Source organism: Geodermatophilus sabuli (assembly GCF_010686765.1).
In the GTDB taxonomy this organism is placed as follows: Bacteria; Actinomycetota; Actinomycetes; order Mycobacteriales; family Geodermatophilaceae; genus Geodermatophilus; species Geodermatophilus sabuli_A.
Genome location: NZ_JAAGWF010000010.1, coordinates 232,338 through 253,077 on the forward strand (window position 1 = coordinate 232,338; position 20,740 = coordinate 253,077).

Here is a 20,740-nt window from a genome sequence, read left to right on the forward strand (position 1 = left end):
TACCGGCCCACCGGCCACCGGCTCCGGCCGTTCCCGCCCGGTGCTGCTCCTGCGACTGTTCCTCGTCGCCCTCTTCACGGCGGGCATCGCCGCGCTGGGCGCCGGCACCGCGTCGGCCCAGCCCGAGGAGACCGGTCCCACGGAGCAGGTGCTCGGGACCCTGCAGACCAGCCGCAGCGGCCCCATCGAGGGCGTGCAGGTCACGGTCACGACGGCGGACGGCGACGAGGTCGACGAGGTCGAGACCGACGAGGAGGGCCGCTGGGCGGTCGAGGTCCCGGGTCCCGGCCAGTACGTCGTCACGATCGACGCCGACGACCTGCCCGACACCGTCGAGCTGGCGGGCGAGGACAACCGCACCGTCACCGTCGACGAGGGCCGCCGCCAGGCGGTCATCATCGGTCTCGAGGACGGCAGCCGCGGCTCCGGCGGCGGCACGGTCCGGGCCGTCCAGCTGCTGGTCGACGGCATCCGCTTCGGCCTGCTGATCGCGATGGCCGCCGTCGGCCTCTCCCTGATCTTCGGGACGACGGGGCTGACCAACTTCGCGCACGGCGAGCTGGTCACCATCGGCGCCATCGCCGCCTGGTACGTCAACGTGCAGGGCGGGGTGTCGCTGATCCCGGCGACCATCATCGCGATGGTGGTCGGTGCCGCGGTGGGCGCGATCAGCGAGCTGGGGCTCTGGCGGCCGCTGCGCCGCCGGGGCACCGGCCTGGTCGCGGCCCTGGTCATCTCGATCGGCCTGTCGCTGCTGCTGCGCTACCTGATCCAGATCGTCTACGGCGGGCGGTCCAGCCCCTACGACTTCCCGACCGGGCGGGCGGTGGACTACGGCCTGTTCACGCTGACCAACCGGTCGCTGGCCTCGATCATCATCTCGATCGTCGTCCTGGTCCTGGTCGCGGTCATGCTGCAGCGCACCAAGATCGGCAAGGCCATGCGTGCGGTCTCCGACAACCGCGACCTCGCCGCCTCGTCCGGCATCGACGTCAACCGGGTCATCCTGGTCGTGTGGATGATGGGCGGCGCCCTGGCCGCGCTCGGCGGCGTCCTCCTGGGCCTGTCGGACCAGGTGCAGTGGGACATGGGCTTCCGCCTGCTGCTGCTGATGTTCGCCGGCGTCACCCTCGGCGGCCTCGGGACCGCCTACGGCGCCCTGGTGGGCAGCCTCATCGTCGGCGTGTTCGTGCAGATGTCGACCCTCGTCATCCCGAATGACGTGAAGTACGTCGGAGGGCTCCTGCTCTTGATCGTCATCCTCGTCATCCGGCCCCAGGGCATCCTGGGCAGCCGCGCACGGATCGGCTGACCCCATGGGAGACCTCCTCAACGCACTGGCCGTCGCCGGCAAGTCGGCGCTGGGCTTCCAGGCGATCTTCTTCGCGCTGCTGGCCGTCGGCATCAACGTGCAGTTCGGCTACGCCGGGCTGCTCAACTTCGGCCAGATCGCCTTCGCGCTCCTCGGCGGGTTCGGCATCGCCATCTCGGTCAGCCAGTGGGGCCTGCCCTTCTGGGTCGGCGTGCTGGTCGGGCTGCTGGCCGCCGTCGTCCTCGCCCTGCTGCTCGGCCTGCCGACGCTGCGCCTGCGTGCGGACTACCTGGCCATCGCGACCATCGCCACGGCGGAGGGCCTACGGCTGCTGTTCCGGTCGGTGTCGGCCACGCCGGTCACCAACGGCACCCGCGGCCTGTCGGCCTTCAACGGCGACTTCATCGGGCTCGCGCCCTGGGCCACGAACGAGCGGTACCGGATCCTCGGCACCACCTGGTCCGGCGGCGAGCTGTGGGTCGCGCTGGTCGGCTGGGTGATCGTGGTGCTCTCCGGGCTGCTGATCTGGGCGCTGATGCGCAGCCCGTGGGGCCGGGTCCTGAAGTCGATCCGCGAGGACGAGGACGCCGTCCGCTCACTGGGCAAGAACGTCTACGTCTACAAGATGCAGGCCCTGGTGCTCGGCGGGATCCTCGGTGCCCTGGGCGGCATGGTGTACGCCGTCGGCACCGGGTCGGCGGTCCCCGACCAGTACCAGAACGCCAACACGTTCCTGGCCTACGCGGCCCTGATCCTCGGCGGTGCCGCGCGGGTGCTCGGCCCGGTCGTGGGCGCCATGATCCTGCTGTTCATCCTGCAGTTCGCCGACACCGGCCTCCGGCTGCTCATCGACAACGGCATCATCCCCGAGGGGCTGCTGTCCTCCACGGACGTCGCGCAGATCCGCTTCGTGCTCGTCGGCGTGGGTCTCATGCTGTTGTTGATCTTCCGGCCGCAGGGCATCTTCGGTGACCGACGAGAGGTGATGCTCGATGCCCGCTGACCCGACTCCGCACGGGGCCACCGCCTCCGGTGCGGGCACGCCGCCCGAGCAGCCCCCGGCCCAGGCGTGGCAGAGCGGGGACGCCCCGCAGCGGCGGGCCCAGGCGGCACTGCGCGACCTGCCCTGGGAGGTGGGCGTCGCCAAGCCCGACGCCGCCGTCGTCGTCGACGGGGTCACCCGCACCTTCGGTGGGCTCACGGCCGTCTCGGTCGACCACCTGGAGATCCAGCGCGGCGGGATCACCGGCCTGATCGGTCCCAACGGTGCCGGCAAGACGACGCTGTTCAACCTGCTCACCGGGTTCGACCAGCCCAACACCGGCACCTGGTCGTTCAACGGCCGACCGCTCGGCAAGCTCGCCCCGCACCAGGTGGCCCGGCTCGGCGTCGTGCGCACCTTCCAGCTCACCAAGGCGCTCTCCCGGCTCACCGTGCTGCAGAACATGCTGCTCGGGGCCCAGGGGCAGCGTGGCGAGAGCTTCCTGCGCGCGCTGGTGCCCGGCACCTGGCGCACGCAGGAGAAGGAGAACACCGAGAAGGCGATGGACCTGCTCCGGCGGTTCAAGCTGGACACCAAGAAGGACGACTTCGCCGGCACCCTCTCCGGCGGTCAGCGCAAGCTGCTCGAGATGGCGCGGGCGCTCATGAGCGACCCGCAGGTGGTCATGCTCGACGAGCCGATGGCCGGGGTGAACCCGGCGCTGACGCAGAGCCTGCTCGGGCACGTCAAGGACCTCCGCGAGCAGGGCATGACGGTGATCTTCGTCGAGCACGACATGGACGTCGTCCGCGACATCAGCGACTGGGTCGTCGTCATGGCCGCCGGCAAGATCATCGCCGAGGGTCCCCCGGAGTCGATCAGCCAGAACCAGGCCGTGGTCGACGCCTACCTCGGCGCCCACCACGACGCCCCGCTGACCGTCGAGGAGGAGGACCGCGTCCTCGCCCAGGCCGAGCAGGCGATCGCGCGCGAGGAGAACGCCGACGGCGACGTCCTCGACTCCACGCCCCACCGGAAGGGACCGACCGATGAGTGACCCGCTGTTCGAGGTCGACGAGTCGGGCGAGGACCTGACCCGCGCCGACACGGCCGTCGCCGCGCAACTCTCCCCCGCCGAGAAGGCCGCCACCCGCGAGGAGCACGTCCGGCTCGCCGAGGGTGCCCTCGTTCGGGGCGACGACCTCGTCGCCGGCTACGTGCCCGGGGTCAACATCCTCCGCGGCTGCGACTTCTACCTGCAGGACGGCGAGCTCGTCGGGATCATCGGGCCGAACGGGGCGGGCAAGTCCACCCTGCTCAAGACGCTGTTCGGGCTGATCCCCGTGCGGTCGGGCTCGGTGACCCTGCGCGGGGAGGACATCACCTCCGCCCCCGCCCACCGGCTGGTGTCCCTGGGCGTCGGCTACGTCCCCCAGAACAACAACGTGTTCCCCTCGCTCACCATCGAGGAGAACATGCAGATGGGCGTCTACCTGCGGCCGAAGACGTTCAAGGAGCGCTTCGACTACGTCATCGACCTCTTCCCGCTGCTCGGCGAGCGGCGCAAGGGGAAGGCCGGCGCCCTGTCCGGTGGCGAGCGGCAGATGGTCGCGATGGGCCGGGCACTGATGATGGACCCGTCGGTACTCCTGCTCGACGAGCCCTCGGCCGGCCTCTCCCCCGCCTACCAGGACGAGGTGTTCATCCGCTGCCGGCGGATCAACGCCACCGGCGTCTCGATCATCATGGTCGAGCAGAACGCCCGCCGCTGCCTGCAGATCTGCGACCGCGGCTACGTGCTCGACCAGGGCCGCAACGCCTACACCGACACCGGTGAGTCGCTCATGCACGACCCCAAGGTCATCGAGCTCTACCTCGGGACGCTCGCCAAGACGACCTGAGCCCCTCGGGACGCCGCGACGGCGCCGCCACCCTCCCGTGGGTGGCGGCGCCGTCGTCGTTGCCGGAGGGAGTCGCTCACACCCCCCGGTCGCCCGCCCCGGAGCACCCCTCGTCCGCGGGGGCCCGCCGACCGGCCGCCCCCGACCGCACCGGCAGGGCCGGCCTGCCCGGGACGCGACAGTGGCCCGGCACCGTCGCCGGTGCCGGGCCACTGCCCTGCCAACTCAGTGCTGTGGGTCCACAGCCTCTCGGCGCTGCAGCATCACAGCGCCTCGTACCTCAGCGCTGCGGGCCGATGCCCTGGTCGTTGAGGCCCTGCAGGATCCGAGAGGACTCCTCGAACCCGATGACGACGATCGCGTCGGGGTTGAACTCCACCATCTGCTGGACCTCGGCGTCGAAGTTCGCCGCCTGCGGGTCGTAGGTGATGCTCACGATGTCGTCCTCGGAGAGGCCGGCGTCGACGAGGTTGTTCAGGGTGTTCTCCGCGAGGCCCGTGCCGTACGGGTCGTTCAGGGCCAGGATCCCCACGGTGTTGTTGCCGTCGGCGATGATCAGGTCGGCCAGCGCGCGGGCCTGCAGCGTGTCCGGGGGCGCGGTGCGGAAGTACAGCCCGTTGTCGTTGTAGGCGGTGAACTGGTCCGACGTGTTCGCCGGCGAGAACTGCATGACACCGGCGCCGGTGATGGCGTCGATGACCGTGAGGCTCACGCCGGAGGACGCCGCGCCGATGATCGCGTTGACGCCCGACTGCAGCAGGCGGTCCACGGTCTGGGTGGCGGTGTCGGTCGAGGCGTCACCGGAGTCACCCTCGACCAGCTGGACCGGGGCGCCCAGCACGCCGCCCGCGGCGTTGATGTCGTTGACGGCCAGCTTCGCGCCGGCCACCTCGGGCGGGCCGAGGAAGGCCAGGTTGCCGGTCAGCGGCAGCAGCGTGCCGATCACCAGCGGGCCGCCGGTCGCGCCGGGCGGCGCGTACGCCGGGCCCTCGTCGGACGTGGCGCCCGACTCGTCGCCGGCCAGGACGTACTCGGTGGCGTCGTTGTCGAGGGCGTTGTCGTCGCCGAACTGCAGGAGACCGAAGCTCGCCTGGGCCGGCTCACCGGCATCGGCGAAGCTCAGCGGACCGGAGATGCCGTCGTAGTCGACGTTCCCGCCGCTGTTGATGAGCTCCAGGCAGGCGGCGAAGTCGGTGCAGGTGTCTCCGCCGGTGGTGATGCCGTTGACGTACGCCTTGAAGACGTTGGCGTCGTTGGTCCCGGCCGCCTGCGCCGCGAGCGCGGTGATGATGATCGCGTCGTAGGTCTCACCGGCGTAGTTGTAGTCCTGCAGCGCCGGGTCGATCTCCAGGAGGCGGTCGGTGAAGTCCGACCCGAGCTCGGTGAGGGGCGTGGTGCCCTTCATCCCGGCCAGGGCGCCGTTCTCGGTGAAGTCCTCACCGAGGGCGTTGCCCATGTTGCCGTCGGTGCCGTAGATGTTGACCTGCTTCTCGCCACCGCCACCGCCGTCGCCCTCGGCGGCGGCCCCTTCGTCGTCGCCACCGCCGCATGCGGTGAGGACGAGCAGGGCCGCGGCCGACACGGCGGCGCTCCGCGCGAGGATGCCAGTGCGCATCAAGCAACTCCCACTGTTTCGGTCGTGCACGCGGTCAACCCAGGCGGGCTGACCCGATCAGTGGGGGGAAGGTAACCGCTGGGATCGGGCCCCGAAGAGGGGTCGACCGGACCGTGATGGGGTTGTGACCTCCAACGACGGACTTCAGCACAACGGGCGACAGAACTGACTCCGGCGGGAGTGGCCTCACCCTCGGTCCGGAGGCACCTCCGCCGCGGCCTCCGGCTGGAGGATCCGCTGCGCCAGCGCCTTCATCGACGTCCGCTCGTTCATCGCCGACCGCTGGATCCAGCGGAACGCCTCGGCCTCGGTCATGCCCTGGTCGGCCATGAGCCGGCCCTTCGCCTGCTCGACGACCTTGCGGGTCTCCAGCCGCTCCTCGAGGGTGCGGACCTCGCCGTCCAGAGCGGTCATCTCGGCGAACCGCGCTCGGGCCACCTCGATGGCCGGCACCAGATCGTTCTTGGAGAAGGGCTTCACGAGGTAGGCCATGGCGCCCGCGTCCCGTGCCCGCTCGACCAGCTCGCGCTGGCTGAAGGCGGTCAGGACGATCACCGGGGCGATCCGGGAGCCGGCGATCTGCTCGGCGGCCGACAGCCCGTCGAGGACCGGCATCTGGATGTCCAGCACCACCAGGTCCGGCCGTAGCTCCGTCGCCCGGTCCACGGCCTGCTGCCCGTCGCCGACCTCGGCCACGACGGTGTACCCCTCCTCCTCCAGCATCTCCTTGAGGTCGAGGCGGATCAGCGCCTCGTCCTCGGCGATGAGGACCCGGATCGTCTCGGTGCTCACGCGCGGAGCCTAGCGATGCCGGAGCCGGGGGGACGCCCACGTAGGCTGCTCGGGCAGCCGGCCCCCGTACCCCAATCGGCAGAGGGAGCGGATTCAAAACCCGCGCAGTGTGCGTTCGAGTCGCACCGGGGGCACGCAGTCCGGTGCGGCGTGACGGCACGACACGCGGACACCACCTCGGTGCCGCCTCCCCGGGCCGGAGACCGGTCGGACCCGGCCCGGCGGCCCGCCATACGGTGGGCACCGTGAGCGAGCCGAGCACCCCGCACATGACCCCCGAGCAGTTCCGCCGGCACGGCCACGAGGTGGTCGACTGGATCGCCGACTACTGGACCCGCATCGGCTCCTTCCCCGTCCGCTCCCCCGTCGCCCCGGGTGACGTCCGGGAGGCCCTGCCCGCGTCGGCCCCGGAGCAGGGCGAGCCGATCTCCGCCGTGCTCGCCGACCTCGACCGGGTCGTCCTCCCCGGGGTCACGCACTGGCAGCACCCCGGGTTCTTCGGGTACTTCCCGGCCAACACCTCGGGCCCGTCGGTGCTCGGCGACCTGGTGTCGGCCGGCCTCGGCGTGCAGGGCATGTCCTGGGTGACCAGCCCCGCCGCCACCGAACTCGAGCAGCACGTCCTCGACTGGTTCGCCGAGCTGCTGGGGCTGCCGGAGTCCTTCCGCTCCACGGGCACCGGCGGTGGCGTCGTCCAGGACTCCAGCTCCGGCGCCAACCTGGTCGCCCTGCTCGCCGCACTGCACCGGGCCAGCGGCGGCGCGACCGTCCGCGACGGCGTGCGCCCCGAGGAGTACACCGTCTACGTCTCCGCCGAGACGCACTCCTCCATGGAGAAGGCGGTCCGCATCGCCGGCCTGGGCACCGACGCCGTCCGCATCGTCGAGGTGGACGGCGACCTGGCCATGCGGCCGGCGGCGCTCGAGGCGCGGCTGGTGCGCGACACCGCGCGTGGCCTGAAGCCGGTGCTGGTCTGCGCGACGGTCGGGACGACGTCGACCACCGCGATCGACCCGCTCGCCGCGCTGGGTCCGATCTGCCAGAGGCACGGCGTCTGGCTGCACGTGGACGCCGCCTACGCGGGGGTGAGCGCGGTGGCGCCCGAGCTGCGCGAGCTGCAGGCCGGCGTCGAGTGGGCCGACAGCTACACCACCGACGCGCACAAGTGGCTGCTCACCGGCTTCGACGCCACCCTCTTCTGGGTCGCCGACCGGGCCGCGCTCACCGGGGCGCTGGCGATCCTGCCCGAGTACCTCCGCAACTCCGCCACCGACGCCGGCGCCGTCGTCGACTACCGCGACTGGCAGATCGAGCTCGGCCGCCGGTTCCGCGCCCTCAAGCTGTGGTTCGTGCTGCGCTGGTACGGCGCCGAGGGGCTGCGGGCGCACGTGCGCTCCGGCGTCGCGCTGGCCCAGGAGCTCGCCGCCTGGGCCGGGGCCGACGACCGCTTCGAGGTCGCCACCCCGCATCCGCTGTCCCTGGTCTGCCTGCGCCCCCGCTGGCCCGCCGACGTGGACGCCGACGTGGCCACGATGACCCTGCTGGAGCGGCTCAACGACGGCGGCGAGGTGTTCCTGACCCACACGACCGTCCGCGGCCAGGTGGTGCTGCGGGTGGCCATCGGCGCCCCGACCACGACGCGGCCGCACGTGCAGCGGGCGTGGGCACTGCTGTGCGACGGCCACGACTGGCTGGCCGCCGACTTCGCCGAGTCCGCCGCCGAGCGCGCGCGGCAGGCCGCCGCGCTGCGGGCCGCCGGCGCCGCGCCCGCTCCGGTGGCGGTGCCCGAGCCGCCCCCGCACGAGACGCCGCTCCCGGAGGTCCCGGCGGCCCAGGACGAGACCGCCACCCAGGTGGACGCGCAGGAGGAGCTGGCGGCCGGCGAGGGCACCGCGGCCTCCCGGTAGGGCCCGGCGGGAGCCGACGCGCCACGGAGGGCAGCAGGCTGCTCCCTCAGCCCTCCGCGGCCCGCAGCAGACCCTCCTGGGCGACCGTGGCCACGTGCGTCCCGTCGGCCGACCAGATCCGCCCGAAGCACAGCGCCAGGCCCCCGGAGGCCGCCGGGCTGTCGGTCTCGTAGAGGAACCACTCGTCGGCCCGGACCGGAGCGTGGAACCACACCGCGTGGTCGAGGCTCGCGCCGGAGTACCGGTCACCCCAGCCGCCGACCCGCGCCAGCCCGGCGCCGAGCAGGGTCAGGTCACTGACGAAGGTCAGCGCGGCCGCGTGGACGGCCGGGGCGTCGGGCAGCCGACCGGCCACCCGCATCCAGACCCGGGTGGCGGTGTCCGGCGGCTGCTTGCTCCGGCCCTCGAACGGGTCCTCGAGCAGTCGCTGCTCGACCGCCCGGCCGATCTCCAGAGCCCCCGAGGCACGCTCCCCGTGGCGGACGGCGACGTCGGCGAGCGAGGGCAGCTCGTCCGGGCCCGGCACCTCCGGCATCGGCAGTGCGTGCTGCACCACGGCCGGCTGCCCGGCGTGGAAGTCGGCCGTCAGCGCGAAGATGGCGACGTCCTCGCCCTTGCGGTGCTGCCAGGCCAGCACCCGGCGGGTGGTGAACGACCGGCCGTCCCGGATCCGGTCGACGGCGTAGCGGATCTCCTCCTGCGGGTCGCCGGGGCGCAGGAAGTAGGCGTGCATCGAGTGCACGCCCCGCTCGGGCGGCACGGTCCGCCCGGCGGCCATCAGCGCCTGGCCGGCGACCTGGCCGCCGAAGATGCGCTGCATCCGCGTGGCGGGCGTCTGCCCGACGAAGACGTCGGGCTCCCGCTCGTCGAGGTCGAGCACGACCATCAGCGCCGCCGCCTGGCTGTCGCCGTCCCCCGGGGTCGGGGCCCGGCCCGCCGGCTCGCTCATGACGCTCATGAGTCGGTGCCCACCTCGTGCACGCGGATGAGGTTGGTGGACCCGACGGTGTTGGGCGGGCTGCCGGCGACGACGACGACCCGGTCGCCCTCGCGGAGCCGGCCGATCGAGAGCAGCGAGAAGTCCACCTGCCGCACCATGTCGTCGGTGTGCTGCACCGAGGGCACGAGGAAGGTCTCCACGCCCCACGACAGCGCCAGCTGGCTGCGGACCCGCGCGTCGACGGTGAAGGCCAGCAGCGGCTGCCGCGGGTGCAGCGCGGCGAGCCGGCGGGCGGTGTCCCCCGTCTGGGTGAACGTCGCGAGCGCCTTGACGTCCATGAGCTCGCCGACGTCCCTGGCGGCGCGCACGATCGCCCCGGACCGCGACCGCGAGACCCGGACCAGGTCGGGGACGCCGACGTGGGCGCTCTCGACCGCGTCGATGATCCGCTCCATCGTGCGCACCGCGGCGATGGGGTACCGGCCCACCGACGTCTCGCCCGACAGCATGACCGCGTCGGTCCCGTCCAGGACGGCGTTGGCGACGTCGGAGGCCTCGGCGCGCGTGGGCCGCGAGGCGCTGATCATCGACTCGAGCATCTGGGTGGCGACGATGACCGGCTTGTTGCGCTCGCGGGCCGCCTGCACCGCCCGCTTCTGCACCAGCGGCACCTGCTCCAGCGGCAGCTCCACGCCGAGGTCGCCGCGGGCCACCATGATCCCGTCGAAGGCCTCCACGATCGCCTCGAGGTTCTCCACCGCCTCCGGCTTCTCCAGCTTGGCGATGACCGGGACGGAGACGTCCTCCTGCCGCATGATGTCGCGCACCAGCTCGACGTCCCGGGGGGAGCGGACGAAGGACAGCGCGATGAAGTCCACCGAGAGGTGCAGGGCGAAGCGGAGGTCCTCCTCGTCCTTCTCGGACAGGGCGGGCACGCTCACGGCGACGCCCGGCAGCGACAGGCCCTTGTTGTTCGACACCTCGCCGCCCTCGATGACCAGGCACCAGACGTCCGGGCCGTCGACGCCGACCACCGAGAGCGCCAGCTTGCCGTCGTCGACCAGCAGCCGGTCACCGACGCGGACGTCGGCGGCCAGGCCCTTGTAGGTGGTGGAGACCCGCTCGGCGGTGCCCGTCACGTCGTCGACGGTGATGCAGACGCGGCTGCCGGTCTCCCACGTGACCGGGCCGTCGGCGAAGGTGCCCAGCCGGATCTTGGGCCCCTGGAGGTCGGCCAGGATGGCCACCGCGTGGCCGGTGCGGTCCGATGCCTCACGCACCAGCTGGTAGGCCCGTTCGTGGTCGGCGTGGGAGCCGTGGCTGAAGTTCAGCCGGGCGACGTCCATCCCGGACTCGACGAGGGCGGTGACCTGCTCGAGGGAGCCGGTCGCCGGTCCCAGCGTGCAGACGATCTTGGCGCGGCGCGACATGTCCTGAACGCTAGTGGTTGAGAGACCTCGTCCTGCTCACCCCCTCGCAGGCCCGGCGGCGAGCCCCCGGACGGGGGCGCACGGACCGAACTGGGAGCCGGACCCGCGGACGGGTCCGGCTCCCGGCCCCGTCAGCGGAGCGCGACCGCGGTGGGGGTCACCGGCCGGGGCAGCAGCGAGGCCCCCGTCAGCCAGGTGTCGACGGCGCCGGCGGCGGCCCGGCCCTCGGCGATCGCCCACACGATGAGCGACTGGCCACGGCCCATGTCGCCGGCGACGAAGACCCCGGGGACGGTCGACATGAACTCCCCGTCCCGGGCGACGTTGCCGCGCCCGTCGATCTCCACACCCAGGCCCTCGAGCAGGCCCTCGCGCTGCGCGCCGGTGAAGCCCATGGCGAGGAAGACCAGGTCGGCCGGGAGCTCGCGCTCGCTGCCCTCGATCTTCTGGAACCGGCCGTCGACCCGCTCGACCTCGTGCAGCAGCAGCGCCCGCACGGTGCCGTTCCCGTCATCGATGAACCGCTCGGTGTTGACCGAGTAGAGCCGCTCGCCGCCCTCCTCGTGCGCGCTGGAGACCCGCATGATCATCGGGTAGGTCGGCCACGGGTTGCTGAGCGGGTCCCGCTGGTCCGGCGGGGCCGGCATGATCTCCAGCTGGGTCACCGAGGCCGCGCCCTGGCGGTGGGCGGTGCCCAGGCAGTCGGCGCCGGTGTCACCGCCGCCGATGATCACGACGTGCTTGCCCCGGGCGTTGATCGGCGGGTCGTCGAGCTCGCCGAGGGCCTGCCGGTTGCCGAAGGGCAGGTACTCCATCGCCAGGTGGATGCCGGCGAGCTCCCGGCCCGGTGCCGGCAGGTCGCGGCCCACGGTGGCACCGCCGGAGAGGACGACGGCGTCGTTGTCGGCCCGCAGCTGCTCGACCGACAGATCGCCCTCGGCACCGCCACCGACCTCGACGCCGGTCACGAACCGCGTCCCCTCGGCCCGCATCTGGTCCAGCCGCCGGTCGAGGACGGCCTTCTCCATCTTGAACTCGGGGATGCCGTAGCGGAGCAGCCCGCCCACGCGGTCGGCCCGCTCGTACACGGTCACGTCGTGCCCGGCGCGGGTCAGCTGCTGGGCGGCGGCCAGCCCGGCCGGGCCCGAGCCGACGACGGCGACCTTCTTGCCGGTGTGCTCCTGCGGCGGCACCGGGGTGACCAGGTCGCGCTGGAACGCCTGGTCGATGATCTCCCACTCGATCTGCTTGATGGTGACCGGTGACTCCTGCAGGTTGAGCACGCAGGAGCCCTCGCACGGCGCCGGGCACAGCTTCCCGGTGAACTCCGGGAAGTTGTTGGTCGCGTGCAGCCGCTCGACCGCCTCGGTCCAGTCGTCCCGGCGCGCGAGGTCGTTCCACTCCGGGATCAGGTTGCCCAGCGGGCAGCCGTGGTGGCAGAACGGGATGCCGCAGTCCATGCACCGGGCGGCCTGCTGGCGGATCGCGGTCACCGGGAAGACGGCGTCCTCACCGGTCTCGCGGGTGAGGTAGACGTCCTTCCAGTCCAGGAGCCGGATGTCGACCGGCCGGCGCGGCGGCAGGGCCCGGTCGTACTTGAGGAACCCGGTCGAGTCAGCCACGTGCGGCCTCCATCACTGCCCTGTCGACGTCCGTGCCGGCGGCCTCCGCGGCGCGCCGGGCCTCGATCGCGCGACGGTAGTCGCGCGGCATGATCACGCTGAACTGCTCGGCCCAGCGACCCCAGTCGGCCAGCAGCGCCGCGGCGACCGGTGACGCGGTGTCGGCGGCGTACCGGACCAGCACGTCGCGCAGCCACTGCGCCGACTCGCCGTCCAGCGGCTCGACGTCGACCATCTCGCTGTTGACCCGGTGGCGGGCCAGGTCGAGCACGTAGCCCACGCCCCCGGACATGCCGGCCGCGATGTTGCGGCCGGTCGCCCCGAGGATCACGGCGGAACCGCCGGTCATGTACTCCAGCGCGTGGTCGCCCACGCCCTCGACGACGGCCAGCGCACCGGAGTTGCGCACGCAGAACCGCTCACCGACCCGGCCGCGCAGGAAGATCTCCCCGGCGGTCGCGCCGTAGCCGATCACGTTGCCGGCGATGACGTTGTCCTCGGCGGCGAAGGTCGCCTCACGCGCCGGACGGACGACGATCCGCCCGCCGGACAGGCCCTTGCCGACGTAGTCGTTGGCGTCGCCGAACAGCCGCATGGTGATCCCGCGCGGCACGAACGCCCCGAACGACTGGCCGGCCGACCCGGTGAAGGTCAGGTCGATGGTGCCGTCGGGCAGCCCTTCCCCACCGAAGCGGCGGGTGACCATCGAGCCGAGCATCGTGCCGACGGTGCGGTTGACGTTGCGGACGGGGAGCTCCAGGCTCACCGGCCGCGCGTCGAGCAGCGCTCCCTCGCACAGCTGGATGAGGGTCTGGTCGAGGGCGACGTCCAGGCCGTGGTCCTGCTCGCGCACCCGGTGCCGGGGCGCCCCCTCGGGGAGCTCGGGGACGGCGAGCATCGGGCTGAGGTCCAGACCCGCGGCCTTCCAGTGGTCGACCGCCTTGCGGGTGTCCAGCAGCTCGGCGCGGCCCACCGCCTCGTCCAGCGAGCGGAAGCCCAGCTCGGCGAGGTAGCCGCGGACCTGCTCGGCGAGGAACTCGAAGAAGGTGACGACGAACTCCGGCCGCCCGGTGAACCGCTTGCGCAGCTCGGGGTTCTGCGTCGCGACGCCGACCGGGCAGGTGTCGAGGTGGCAGACCCGCATCATGATGCAGCCGGAGACGACCAGCGGAGCGGTGGCGAAGCCGTACTCCTCGGCGCCGAGCAGGGCGGCGATGACCACGTCGCGGCCGGTCTTCATCTGCCCGTCCGCCTGCACCACGATCCGGTCGCGCAGCCCGTTGGCCAGCAGCGTCTGCTGCGTCTCGGCCAGGCCGAGCTCCCACGGCGAGCCGGCGTGCTTGAGCGAGGTCAGCGGCGCCGCCCCCGTCCCGCCGTCGTGCCCCGAGATCAGGACGACGTCGGCGTGCGCCTTGCTCACACCCGCGGCGACCGTGCCGACCCCGACCTCGCTGACCAGCTTGACGTGGACCCGCGCCTCGTTGTTGGCGTTCTTCAGGTCGTGGATCAGCTGCTTGAGGTCCTCGATCGAGTAGATGTCGTGGTGCGGCGGCGGGCTGATCAGGCCGACCCCCGGGGTGGAGTGCCGGGTCCGGGCCACCCACGGGTACACCTTGGCGCCGGGCAGCTGACCACCCTCGCCGGGCTTGGCGCCCTGGGCCATCTTGATCTGGATGTCGTCGGCGTTGACCAGGTACTCGCTGGTGACGCCGAACCGGCCGCTGGCCACCTGCTTGACCGCGGAGCGGCGCAGGTCGCCGTCCGGGTCGGGCTGGAAGCGGCCGGGGTCCTCGCCGCCCTCACCGGTGTTGGACTTGCCGCCCAGCCGGTTCATGGCGATGGCGAGCGTCTCGTGCGCCTCCTGCGAGATGGAGCCGTAGCTCATCGCGCCGGTGGAGAACCGCTTGACGATCTCGCTGACCGGCTCGACCTCCTCGATGGGCACCGGCGGGCGCACCCCGGTCCGCAGCGTGAACAGCCCGCGGAGGGTGGCGGCGTCCTCGGAGAGCTGGTCGACGGCCTGCGTGTACTTCTCGAAGACCTCGTACTGCCGGGACCGGGTGGCGTGCTGCAGCAGGAACACCGTCTCGGGGTTGAACAGGTGCACCTCGCCCTCGCGGCGCCACTGGTAGTCCCCGCCGGTCTCCAGGCGACGGTGCGCCCGCTCGGCCGGGTTCTCCGGGTAGGCGCGGCGGTGGCGCATGGCCACCTCCTCGGCCAGCACGTCGATGCCGACGCCCCCGAGCGGACAGGAGGTGCCGGTGAAGTACTCGTCCACCAGGTCCTGGGAGAGCCCGACGGCCTCGAAGATCTGCGCCATCGTGTACGACCCGACGGTGCTGATGCCCATCTTGCTCATGACCTTGAGGACGCCCTTGCCCAGCGCCTTCACCACGTTGCGGACGGCCTGCGCCGGCTGCACACCGGTGAGCATCCCGTCCCGGATGAGGTCCTCGATGGACTCGAAGGCCAGGTAGGGGTTGACCGCGGCGGCGCCGTAGCCCAGCAGCAGCGCGACGTGGTGCACCTCGCGGCAGTCGCCGGACTCGACGACCAGCCCGACCTCCATGCGGGTCTTCTGCCGCACCAGGTGGTGGTGGACCGCGGCGGTCATCAGCAGCGACGGGATGGGGGCCCGGGCCTCGTCGCAGTCCCGGTCGGACAGCACGATGACCCGGGCGCCGGCGGCGATCGCCTTGCTCACCTTGGTGCGCAGCTGCTCGATCGCCTGCGCCAGCGCCGCCCCACCGCCGGTGACGTCGAAGTGGCCGGTGATCCGGACGGCGGCGTAGCCGGGCAGGTCCCCGTCGTCGTCGATGTGCAGGATCTTGGCCAGCTCGTCGTTGTCGATGACCGGGAAGGGCAGGAACACCTGCCGGCAGGACGCCGGGGTGGCCTGCAGCAGGTTCTGCTCGGGGCCGAAGGTGCGCCCGAGGCTGGTGACCAGCTCCTCGCGGATCGCGTCCAGCGGCGGGTTGGTCACCTGGGCGAACAGCTGCCCGAAGTAGTCGTAGAGCAGCCGCGAGCGGTCCGAGAGGGCGGCGACGGGGGTGTCGGTGCCCATCGAGCCGATCGGCTCGGCCGCGGTGGAGGCCATCGGGGTGAGCAGGACGCGCAGGTCCTCCTCGGTGTAGCCGAACATCAGCTGCCGGCGGACGACGGACTCGTGGCTGGGCCGGGCGCGGCGGCGCTCGGGCAGCGAGGGCAGGTGCACCAGGCCGGCGTGCAGCCAGTCCTCGTAGGGGTGCTCGGCGGCCAGCGCGCCCTTGACCGCCTCGTCCGAGACGATCTTCCCGGCGGCGGTGTCGACGAGGAACATCCGGCCAGGCTGCAGCCGGCCCTTGGCGACCACCTCGGCGTCGGGGATCTCCAGCACGCCGACCTCGCTGGCCAGCACCACCAGGTCGTCCCTGGTGTGCCACCAGCGGCCGGGGCGCAGCCCGTTGCGGTCCAGGACGGCGCCGATGAGGGTGCCGTCGGTGAAGGCCACCGCGGCGGGCCCGTCCCACGGCTCCATGATCGAGGCGTGGAACCGGTAGAAGGCCCGGCGGGCCGGGTCCATCTCGTCGTGGTTCTCCCACGCCTCCGGGATCATCATCAGCACCGCGTGCGGCAGGGACCGGCCGGACAGGTGCAGCAGCTCGAGCACCTCGTCGAAGGTGGCCGAGTCGCTGAAGTCGCTGGCCGTGACGGGGAAGATCCGGTCCAGGCCGAGCTCGGACGCCGGACCGGCGGGCCCGTCGAACAGCGTCGTCTCCAGCTTGGCCTCGCGGGCCCGCATCCGGTTCCGGTTGCCCTTGATGGTGTTGATCTCGCCGTTGTGCGCGATCAGCCGGAACGGGTGGGCCAGCGGCCAGCTCGGGAACGTGTTGGTCGAGAACCGGCTGTGCACCAGCGCGATCGCCGACTCGTAGCGCTCGTCGCGCAGGTCGGGGAAGAACGCCGGCAGCTGGTCGGTGGTCAGCATGCCCTTGTAGGTCACCGTGCGGGAGGACAGCGAGACGATGTAGAGCGAGCTGCCCGCCTCGGTCGCCGTCCGCTCGGCGCGCTTGCGCAGCACGAAGGCGCGCCGCTCCAGCCGGGTGACGCCGTTGACGGCCGCGTTGCCGCCGAAGGCGGCCGCGTCGGCGCGACCGCCCATCGTCTCGGCGACGAACAGCTGCGCGAAGTGCGGCATGACGGCGCGCGCGGTGGGGCCGACGTCGGCGCCGTCCGGGTCGACCGGCAGCTCGCGCCAGCCCAGGACGGTGAGGCCCTCCTCCGCGGCGAGACGGGCGACGTCCTCGACCCGCGCGGCCCGCTCGGCCTCGTCGACGGGCAGGAACGCGATCCCGACCGCGTACTCCCCCAGCGGCGGCAGGTCGAAGCCGACCTCGGCGCGCAGCAACGCGTCGGGCACCTGGGTGAGGATGCCCGCGCCGTCGCCGGAGTTGGGCTCGGACCCCGCGGCACCGCGGTGGTCGAGGTTGTGCAGGGCGGTCAGCCCGGCCGCGACGATCTTCCGGGACCGGCGACCCCGGACGTCGGCGACGAAGGCGACGCCGCAGGCGTCGGTGTCGTTGGCCGGGTCGTAGAGGCCGCTGGCCGGGGGCACCGCGGAGAAGGGGACGGCCGTTGCGCGCGCGGTGGTGCGGCGGCCGCCGGAGGCGGGGGCCGCAGCGGCGGGGGCGGTGGACTCGGACATGTCACTCCCGTCGTCGGCGCGCCGTCCGGCCGTCGTCGTCGACGGGGCGGGCGGGGGGCGTGGGCCCGGGCCGGTGGTCAGAGGCGGAGGGGGCGGCACTGCGGGAGAGCCATGAGCGGCGGTGGTCCGAGGATCACCGCTGCCGCTCGGGCTCGCGAGTCCAGGAGGGGTGGTGCCTCCTGGACTGTCGTCCGCGGGGCGGCACTGGCCCGGTTCCGACGCGTGGGACCCCGCCAGGATCACTGGGAGGTCTGGGGGGAAGGGTACACAGCCGTAACCGCGGGTTCATCCGGCTTCTGCGGCGCCTCCTCCTCCCCTGTCAGGGTCTCTCGCGCCGCCGGACGTCGCCGTCACCTGCGGATTCGTCGCGGACGTCGTCCCCGGTGGGGGTCGCGACCGGAGGTGCGGCCGCTGCCGTCGTCTCGTCGGCGCCGTCCCTGTCGCTCGCGTCACGTCCGCGGGTGATCACCTCGCGGGGGCGGCCGCGCTGCCAGACGAGGTAGGCCACCGCCAGGAGGCCGACGACGACCGAGGTGAACACGTTGAGCCGGATGCCGGAGAAGGTCTCCGCCGGGTCGGTGCGCAGCAGCTCGATCCACAGTCGCCCGGCGCAGTAGCTGGCCACGTAGAGGGCGAAGGCCCGGCCGTGACCGAGCCGGAACCGGCGATCGGCCCAGACCACGAGGGCCGCCGCCGCGAGGTTCCACAGCAGCTCGTAGAGGAAGGCCGGGTGGAAGGTGCCCAGGACGACCGGCTGGCCGTCGGTCCCGACGACCGCCCGGGTGCCGTCCCACTCGTAGATGCGCAGCGCCCACGGCAGGTCGGTCGGACCGCCGTAGAGCTCGTTGTTGAACCAGTTGCCGAGCCGGCCGATGGCCTGGGCGACCAGCAGCCCCGGGGCCAGCGCGTCGCCGAAGGCCGGCAGCGGGATCCCCCGGCGGCGGCAGGCGATCCAGGCGCCGACGGCCCCCAGGGCGATGGCTCCCCAGATGCCGAGCCCGCCCTCCCAGATGGCGAAGGCACGCAGCGGGTCGCCGTCCTCGCCGAAGTAGGCCCGCGGGCTGGAGAGCACGTGGTAGAGGCGGCCACCCACGATGCCGAAGGGCACCGCCCAGACGGCGATGTCCATGACGTCGCCGGGCGCGCCGCCGCGGGCCACCCAGCGCCGCTCGGTCAGCCAGATCGCGGCCAGGATCCCGGCGATGATGCACAGCGCGTAGGCGCGGATCGGCAACGGCCCGAGCTCCCACACCCCCTGCGTCGGGCTGGGGAGGACGGCGAGGTTCACGCGCCGGCCTGCCGGCGCACGCCCTCGGCCAGCTCACCGGAGAGGGCCCGGACGCCGTCGGCACCGCGCCCGTCGAGCATGGCGCGGACGTAGGCCGACCCGACGATCACGCCGTCGGCGAACCCGGCCACCTCGGCGGCCTGGTCGGCGTCGGAGACGCCCAGCCCCACGCAGACGGCGAGGTCGGGAGCGACCGCGCGGGTGCGGGCCACCAGCTTCTCGGCGGCGTCGCTGACCGTGCTCCGGGTCCCGGTCACGCCCATCGTCGAGGCGGCGTAGACGAAGCCGCGGCAGGCGGCCGTGGTGGAGGTCAGCCGGGCGTCGGTGGACGACGGCGCGACGAGGAAGACCCGGTCCAGGCCGAGCCGCTCGGTGGCGGCCAGCCAGGGACCGGCCTCGTCGGGGATGAGGTCCGGGGTGATCGCCCCCGCTCCCCCGGCGGCGGCCAGGTCGTCGGCGAACCGGTCGACGCCGTAGCGCTCGATGGGGTTCCAGTAGCTCATCACCACCGGCACCGCGCCGGCCGCGGCGACCGCCTCGACCGCGCGCAGCACGTCGCGCATGCCCACCCCGGCCCGGACGGCGACGTCCACCGCCTGCTGGATCACCGGCCCGTCCATGCCCGGATCGCTGTAGGGGACGCCGATCTCGACGACGTCCGCCCCACCCTCGACCGCGGCCACCATGGCGGCGATCGACGCGTCCACGTCCGGGTAACCCACGGGCAGGTAGGCGATCAGCGCCGACCGTCCCTCGGCCGTCGCCGCGCCGATCCGCGTGCCCAGGGCGCTCATGCCGTCTCCCCCGCGTCCTGCCCGGCGACCGCGTCGCCCTGGGTCACGGCCCCCTCGGTCGGCTGCTGGTCGGTGTCCAGGCCCGGGCCGGGGTCGACCTCCTCGCGGTCGCCGAGGCCGAACCAGCGCGAGGCGGTCTCGACGTCCTTGTCGCCGCGGCCGGACAGGTTGACCAGCAGCAGCGTGTCAGGTCCCAGTTCCTGGCCCAGCCTCATCGCCCCGGCCAGCGCGTGGGCGGACTCGATCGCCGGGATGATGCCCTCGGTCCGGCACAGCAGCGCGAAGGCCTCCATGGCCTCGGCGTCGGTGACCGCCCGGTACTCCGCGCGGCCGATGTCGTGCAGGTGGGAGTGCTCGGGCCCGACGCCGGGGTAGTCCAGGCCCGCGCTGATGGAGTGCGACTCGATGGTCTGGCCGTTGTCGTCCTGCAGCAGGTAGGAGCGGGCGCCGTGCAGCACGCCCGGCGAGCCGCCGGTGATGGTGGCCGCGTGCCGGCCGGTGTCCACGCCGTCGCCGCCGGCCTCCAGGCCGACCAGCCGCACGCCGTCGTCGGGGACGAACGCGGTGAAGACGCCGATCGCGTTCGAGCCGCCACCCACGCAGGCCAGGACGGCGTCGGGCAGCCGGCCCTCCCGCTCGAGCAGCTGCGCACGCGCCTCGTCGCCGATGACCCGCTGGAAGTCGCGCACCATCTCGGGGAACGGGTGCGGACCGGCGACCGTGCCGAAGACGTAGTTGGTCGTCTCGACGTTGGTCACCCAGTCACGGAACGCCTCGTTGATGGCGTCCTTGAGCGTGCGGGAGCCGGTCGTCACCGGGATGACCTCGGCGCCCAGCAACCGCATGCGGGCCACGTTGAGCGCCTGCCTGCGGGTGTCCTCCTCGCCCATGTACACGGTGCAGGACAGCCCCATGAGCGCGGCGGCCGTGGCGGTGGCGACCCCGTGCTGCCCGGCACCGGTCTCGGCGATGACCCGGCTCTTGCCGATCCGCTTGGTCAGCAGCGCCTGGCCCAGCACGTTGTTGATCTTGTGCGACCCGGTGTGGTTGAGGTCCTCGCGCTTGAGCAGCACCCGGGCGCCCCCGCAGTGCTCGGCGAACCGGGCCACCTCGGTGATCGGGCTCGGCCGGCCGGTGTAGTCGCGCTGCAGCCGGGCGAACTCCTCCTGGAAGGCGGGGTCGGCCCGCATCGCCCGGTAGGCCTCGGTCAGCTCGTCCAGCGCGGCGACGAGCGCCTCCGGGACGAAGCGGCCACCGAAGACCCCGAAGTGACCCGTCTCGTCGGGCCAGCTGGGGCGCGCCGGCTCGAGTCGCTGCTCGGGCGGGTGGACGGCGCTCGTCGTCATGCCCCCAGTGTGGCGCGCCGCCGCGCCGAGGTGGCGGAGGGGTGCCGCACCGGCCGGTCGGCCCTCCTGCAGCGGCCCGCCACCGACCGCGTCCCGAGCGTTCGCGGGATGCGGAGGACGGGTCCGC

The 20,740-nt window shown here is 72.9% G+C and carries 14 protein-coding genes and 1 tRNA gene; 6 read left to right on the plus strand and 9 right to left on the minus strand.

Annotated features, from left to right (window positions below):
- The first annotated feature begins 40 nt into the window (after positions 1-40).
- The 4 genes from GCU56_RS11600 to GCU56_RS11615 are packed head-to-tail and all read left to right on the plus strand — an operon-like array spanning position 41 to position 4,195.
- Positions 41-1,312 (plus strand): branched-chain amino acid ABC transporter permease, encoded by a 1,272-nt coding sequence (locus tag GCU56_RS11600; RefSeq protein ID WP_345771786.1) that lies wholly within the window; start codon positions 41-43, stop codon positions 1,310-1,312.
- A 4-nt stretch (positions 1,313-1,316) separates the two neighbouring features.
- Complete coding sequence (locus GCU56_RS11605) at positions 1,317-2,315, plus strand: branched-chain amino acid ABC transporter permease (RefSeq protein ID WP_163481873.1); 999 nt, start codon at positions 1,317-1,319, stop codon at positions 2,313-2,315.
- On the plus strand, positions 2,305-3,351 hold the full coding sequence (locus tag GCU56_RS11610; protein ID WP_163481874.1) for an ABC transporter ATP-binding protein: 1,047 nt from the start codon (positions 2,305-2,307) through the stop codon (positions 3,349-3,351). The genes GCU56_RS11605 and GCU56_RS11610 overlap by 11 nt, the downstream gene beginning before the upstream one ends.
- Positions 3,344-4,195 (plus strand): ABC transporter ATP-binding protein, encoded by an 852-nt coding sequence (locus GCU56_RS11615; RefSeq protein WP_204331891.1) that lies wholly within the window; start codon positions 3,344-3,346, stop codon positions 4,193-4,195. Before GCU56_RS11610 ends, GCU56_RS11615 begins: the two co-directional genes overlap by 8 nt.
- 280 nt (positions 4,196-4,475) lie before the next feature.
- On the opposite strand, the gene GCU56_RS11620 is transcribed toward GCU56_RS11615, so the two are convergent.
- Positions 4,476-5,810: an ABC transporter substrate-binding protein gene (locus GCU56_RS11620; protein WP_163481875.1), complete on the minus strand. Its 1,335-nt coding sequence runs from the start codon at positions 5,808-5,810 to the stop codon at positions 4,476-4,478.
- Positions 5,811-5,996: 186 nt separating this feature from the next.
- Positions 5,997-6,602 carry a response regulator gene (locus GCU56_RS25175; protein WP_163481876.1) on the minus strand — a complete coding sequence of 202 codons (606 nt, stop codon included), beginning with the start codon at positions 6,600-6,602 and terminating at the stop codon, positions 5,997-5,999.
- 60 nt (positions 6,603-6,662) lie between these two features.
- Between GCU56_RS25175 and GCU56_RS11630 the strand changes: the two genes are divergently transcribed.
- Positions 6,663-6,736 (plus strand) — tRNA-Leu (locus tag GCU56_RS11630).
- Between the two features lie 111 nt (positions 6,737-6,847).
- Entirely contained in the window at positions 6,848-8,509 is a 1,662-nt protein-coding gene (locus GCU56_RS11635) for a pyridoxal-dependent decarboxylase (protein WP_345771787.1), read from the plus strand.
- Between the two features lie 46 nt (positions 8,510-8,555).
- Here GCU56_RS11635 and GCU56_RS11640 read toward each other — a convergent pair whose 3' ends face one another.
- The 7 genes from GCU56_RS11640 to trpB form a co-directional block, all read right to left on the minus strand.
- A complete protein-coding gene (locus tag GCU56_RS11640; protein WP_163481877.1) occupies positions 8,556-9,467 on the minus strand; it encodes an acyl-CoA thioesterase in 912 nt (303 codons plus the stop codon).
- Positions 9,464-10,879, minus strand: a complete 1,416-nt coding sequence (pyk, locus tag GCU56_RS11645) for a pyruvate kinase (RefSeq protein ID WP_163481878.1) — start codon at positions 10,877-10,879, stop codon at positions 9,464-9,466. Before pyk ends, GCU56_RS11640 begins: the two co-directional genes overlap by 4 nt.
- A gap of 131 nt (positions 10,880-11,010) precedes the next feature.
- Positions 11,011-12,501: a glutamate synthase small subunit gene (locus GCU56_RS11650; RefSeq protein WP_163481879.1), complete on the minus strand. Its 1,491-nt coding sequence runs from the start codon at positions 12,499-12,501 to the stop codon at positions 11,011-11,013.
- Positions 12,494-17,185 (minus strand): glutamate synthase large subunit, encoded by a 4,692-nt coding sequence (gene gltB / locus GCU56_RS11655; protein WP_204331892.1) that lies wholly within the window; start codon positions 17,183-17,185, stop codon positions 12,494-12,496. Before gltB ends, GCU56_RS11650 begins: the two co-directional genes overlap by 8 nt.
- Before the next feature lie 319 nt (positions 17,186-17,504).
- Positions 17,505-18,473 carry a prolipoprotein diacylglyceryl transferase gene (gene lgt, locus GCU56_RS11660; RefSeq protein WP_163481880.1) on the minus strand — a complete coding sequence of 323 codons (969 nt, stop codon included), beginning with the start codon at positions 18,471-18,473 and terminating at the stop codon, positions 17,505-17,507.
- Complete coding sequence (gene trpA / locus GCU56_RS11665) at positions 18,470-19,267, minus strand: tryptophan synthase subunit alpha (protein WP_163481881.1); 798 nt, start codon at positions 19,265-19,267, stop codon at positions 18,470-18,472. The genes lgt and trpA overlap by 4 nt, the downstream gene beginning before the upstream one ends.
- Positions 19,264-20,613, minus strand: coding sequence for a tryptophan synthase subunit beta (gene trpB, locus GCU56_RS11670; protein WP_163481882.1), 1,350 nt, complete (start codon positions 20,611-20,613; stop codon positions 19,264-19,266). Before trpB ends, trpA begins: the two co-directional genes overlap by 4 nt.
- Between the last annotated feature and the right edge of the window lie 127 nt (positions 20,614-20,740).

Excerpts from the sequence above, each read along its gene's own strand:
- GCU56_RS11605 (WP_163481873.1), top strand. The coding sequence starts at position 1,317 with ATGGGAGACCTCCTCAACGCACTGGCCGTCGCCGGCAAGTCGGCGCTG.
- GCU56_RS11610 (WP_163481874.1), top strand. The coding sequence starts at position 2,305 with ATGCCCGCTGACCCGACTCCGCACGGGGCCACCGCCTCCGGTGCGGGC.
- GCU56_RS11615 (WP_204331891.1), top strand. The coding sequence starts at position 3,344 with ATGAGTGACCCGCTGTTCGAGGTCGACGAGTCGGGCGAGGACCTGACC.
- GCU56_RS11620 (WP_163481875.1), bottom strand. The coding sequence starts at position 5,810 with ATGCGCACTGGCATCCTCGCGCGGAGCGCCGCCGTGTCGGCCGCGGCC.
- GCU56_RS11640 (WP_163481877.1), bottom strand. The coding sequence starts at position 9,467 with ATGAGCGTCATGAGCGAGCCGGCGGGCCGGGCCCCGACCCCGGGGGAC.
- pyk (WP_163481878.1), bottom strand. The coding sequence starts at position 10,879 with ATGTCGCGCCGCGCCAAGATCGTCTGCACGCTGGGACCGGCGACCGGC.
- gltB (WP_204331892.1), bottom strand. The coding sequence starts at position 17,185 with ATGTCCGAGTCCACCGCCCCCGCCGCTGCGGCCCCCGCCTCCGGCGGC.
- trpA (WP_163481881.1), bottom strand. The coding sequence starts at position 19,267 with ATGAGCGCCCTGGGCACGCGGATCGGCGCGGCGACGGCCGAGGGACGG.
- trpB (WP_163481882.1), bottom strand. The coding sequence starts at position 20,613 with ATGACGACGAGCGCCGTCCACCCGCCCGAGCAGCGACTCGAGCCGGCG.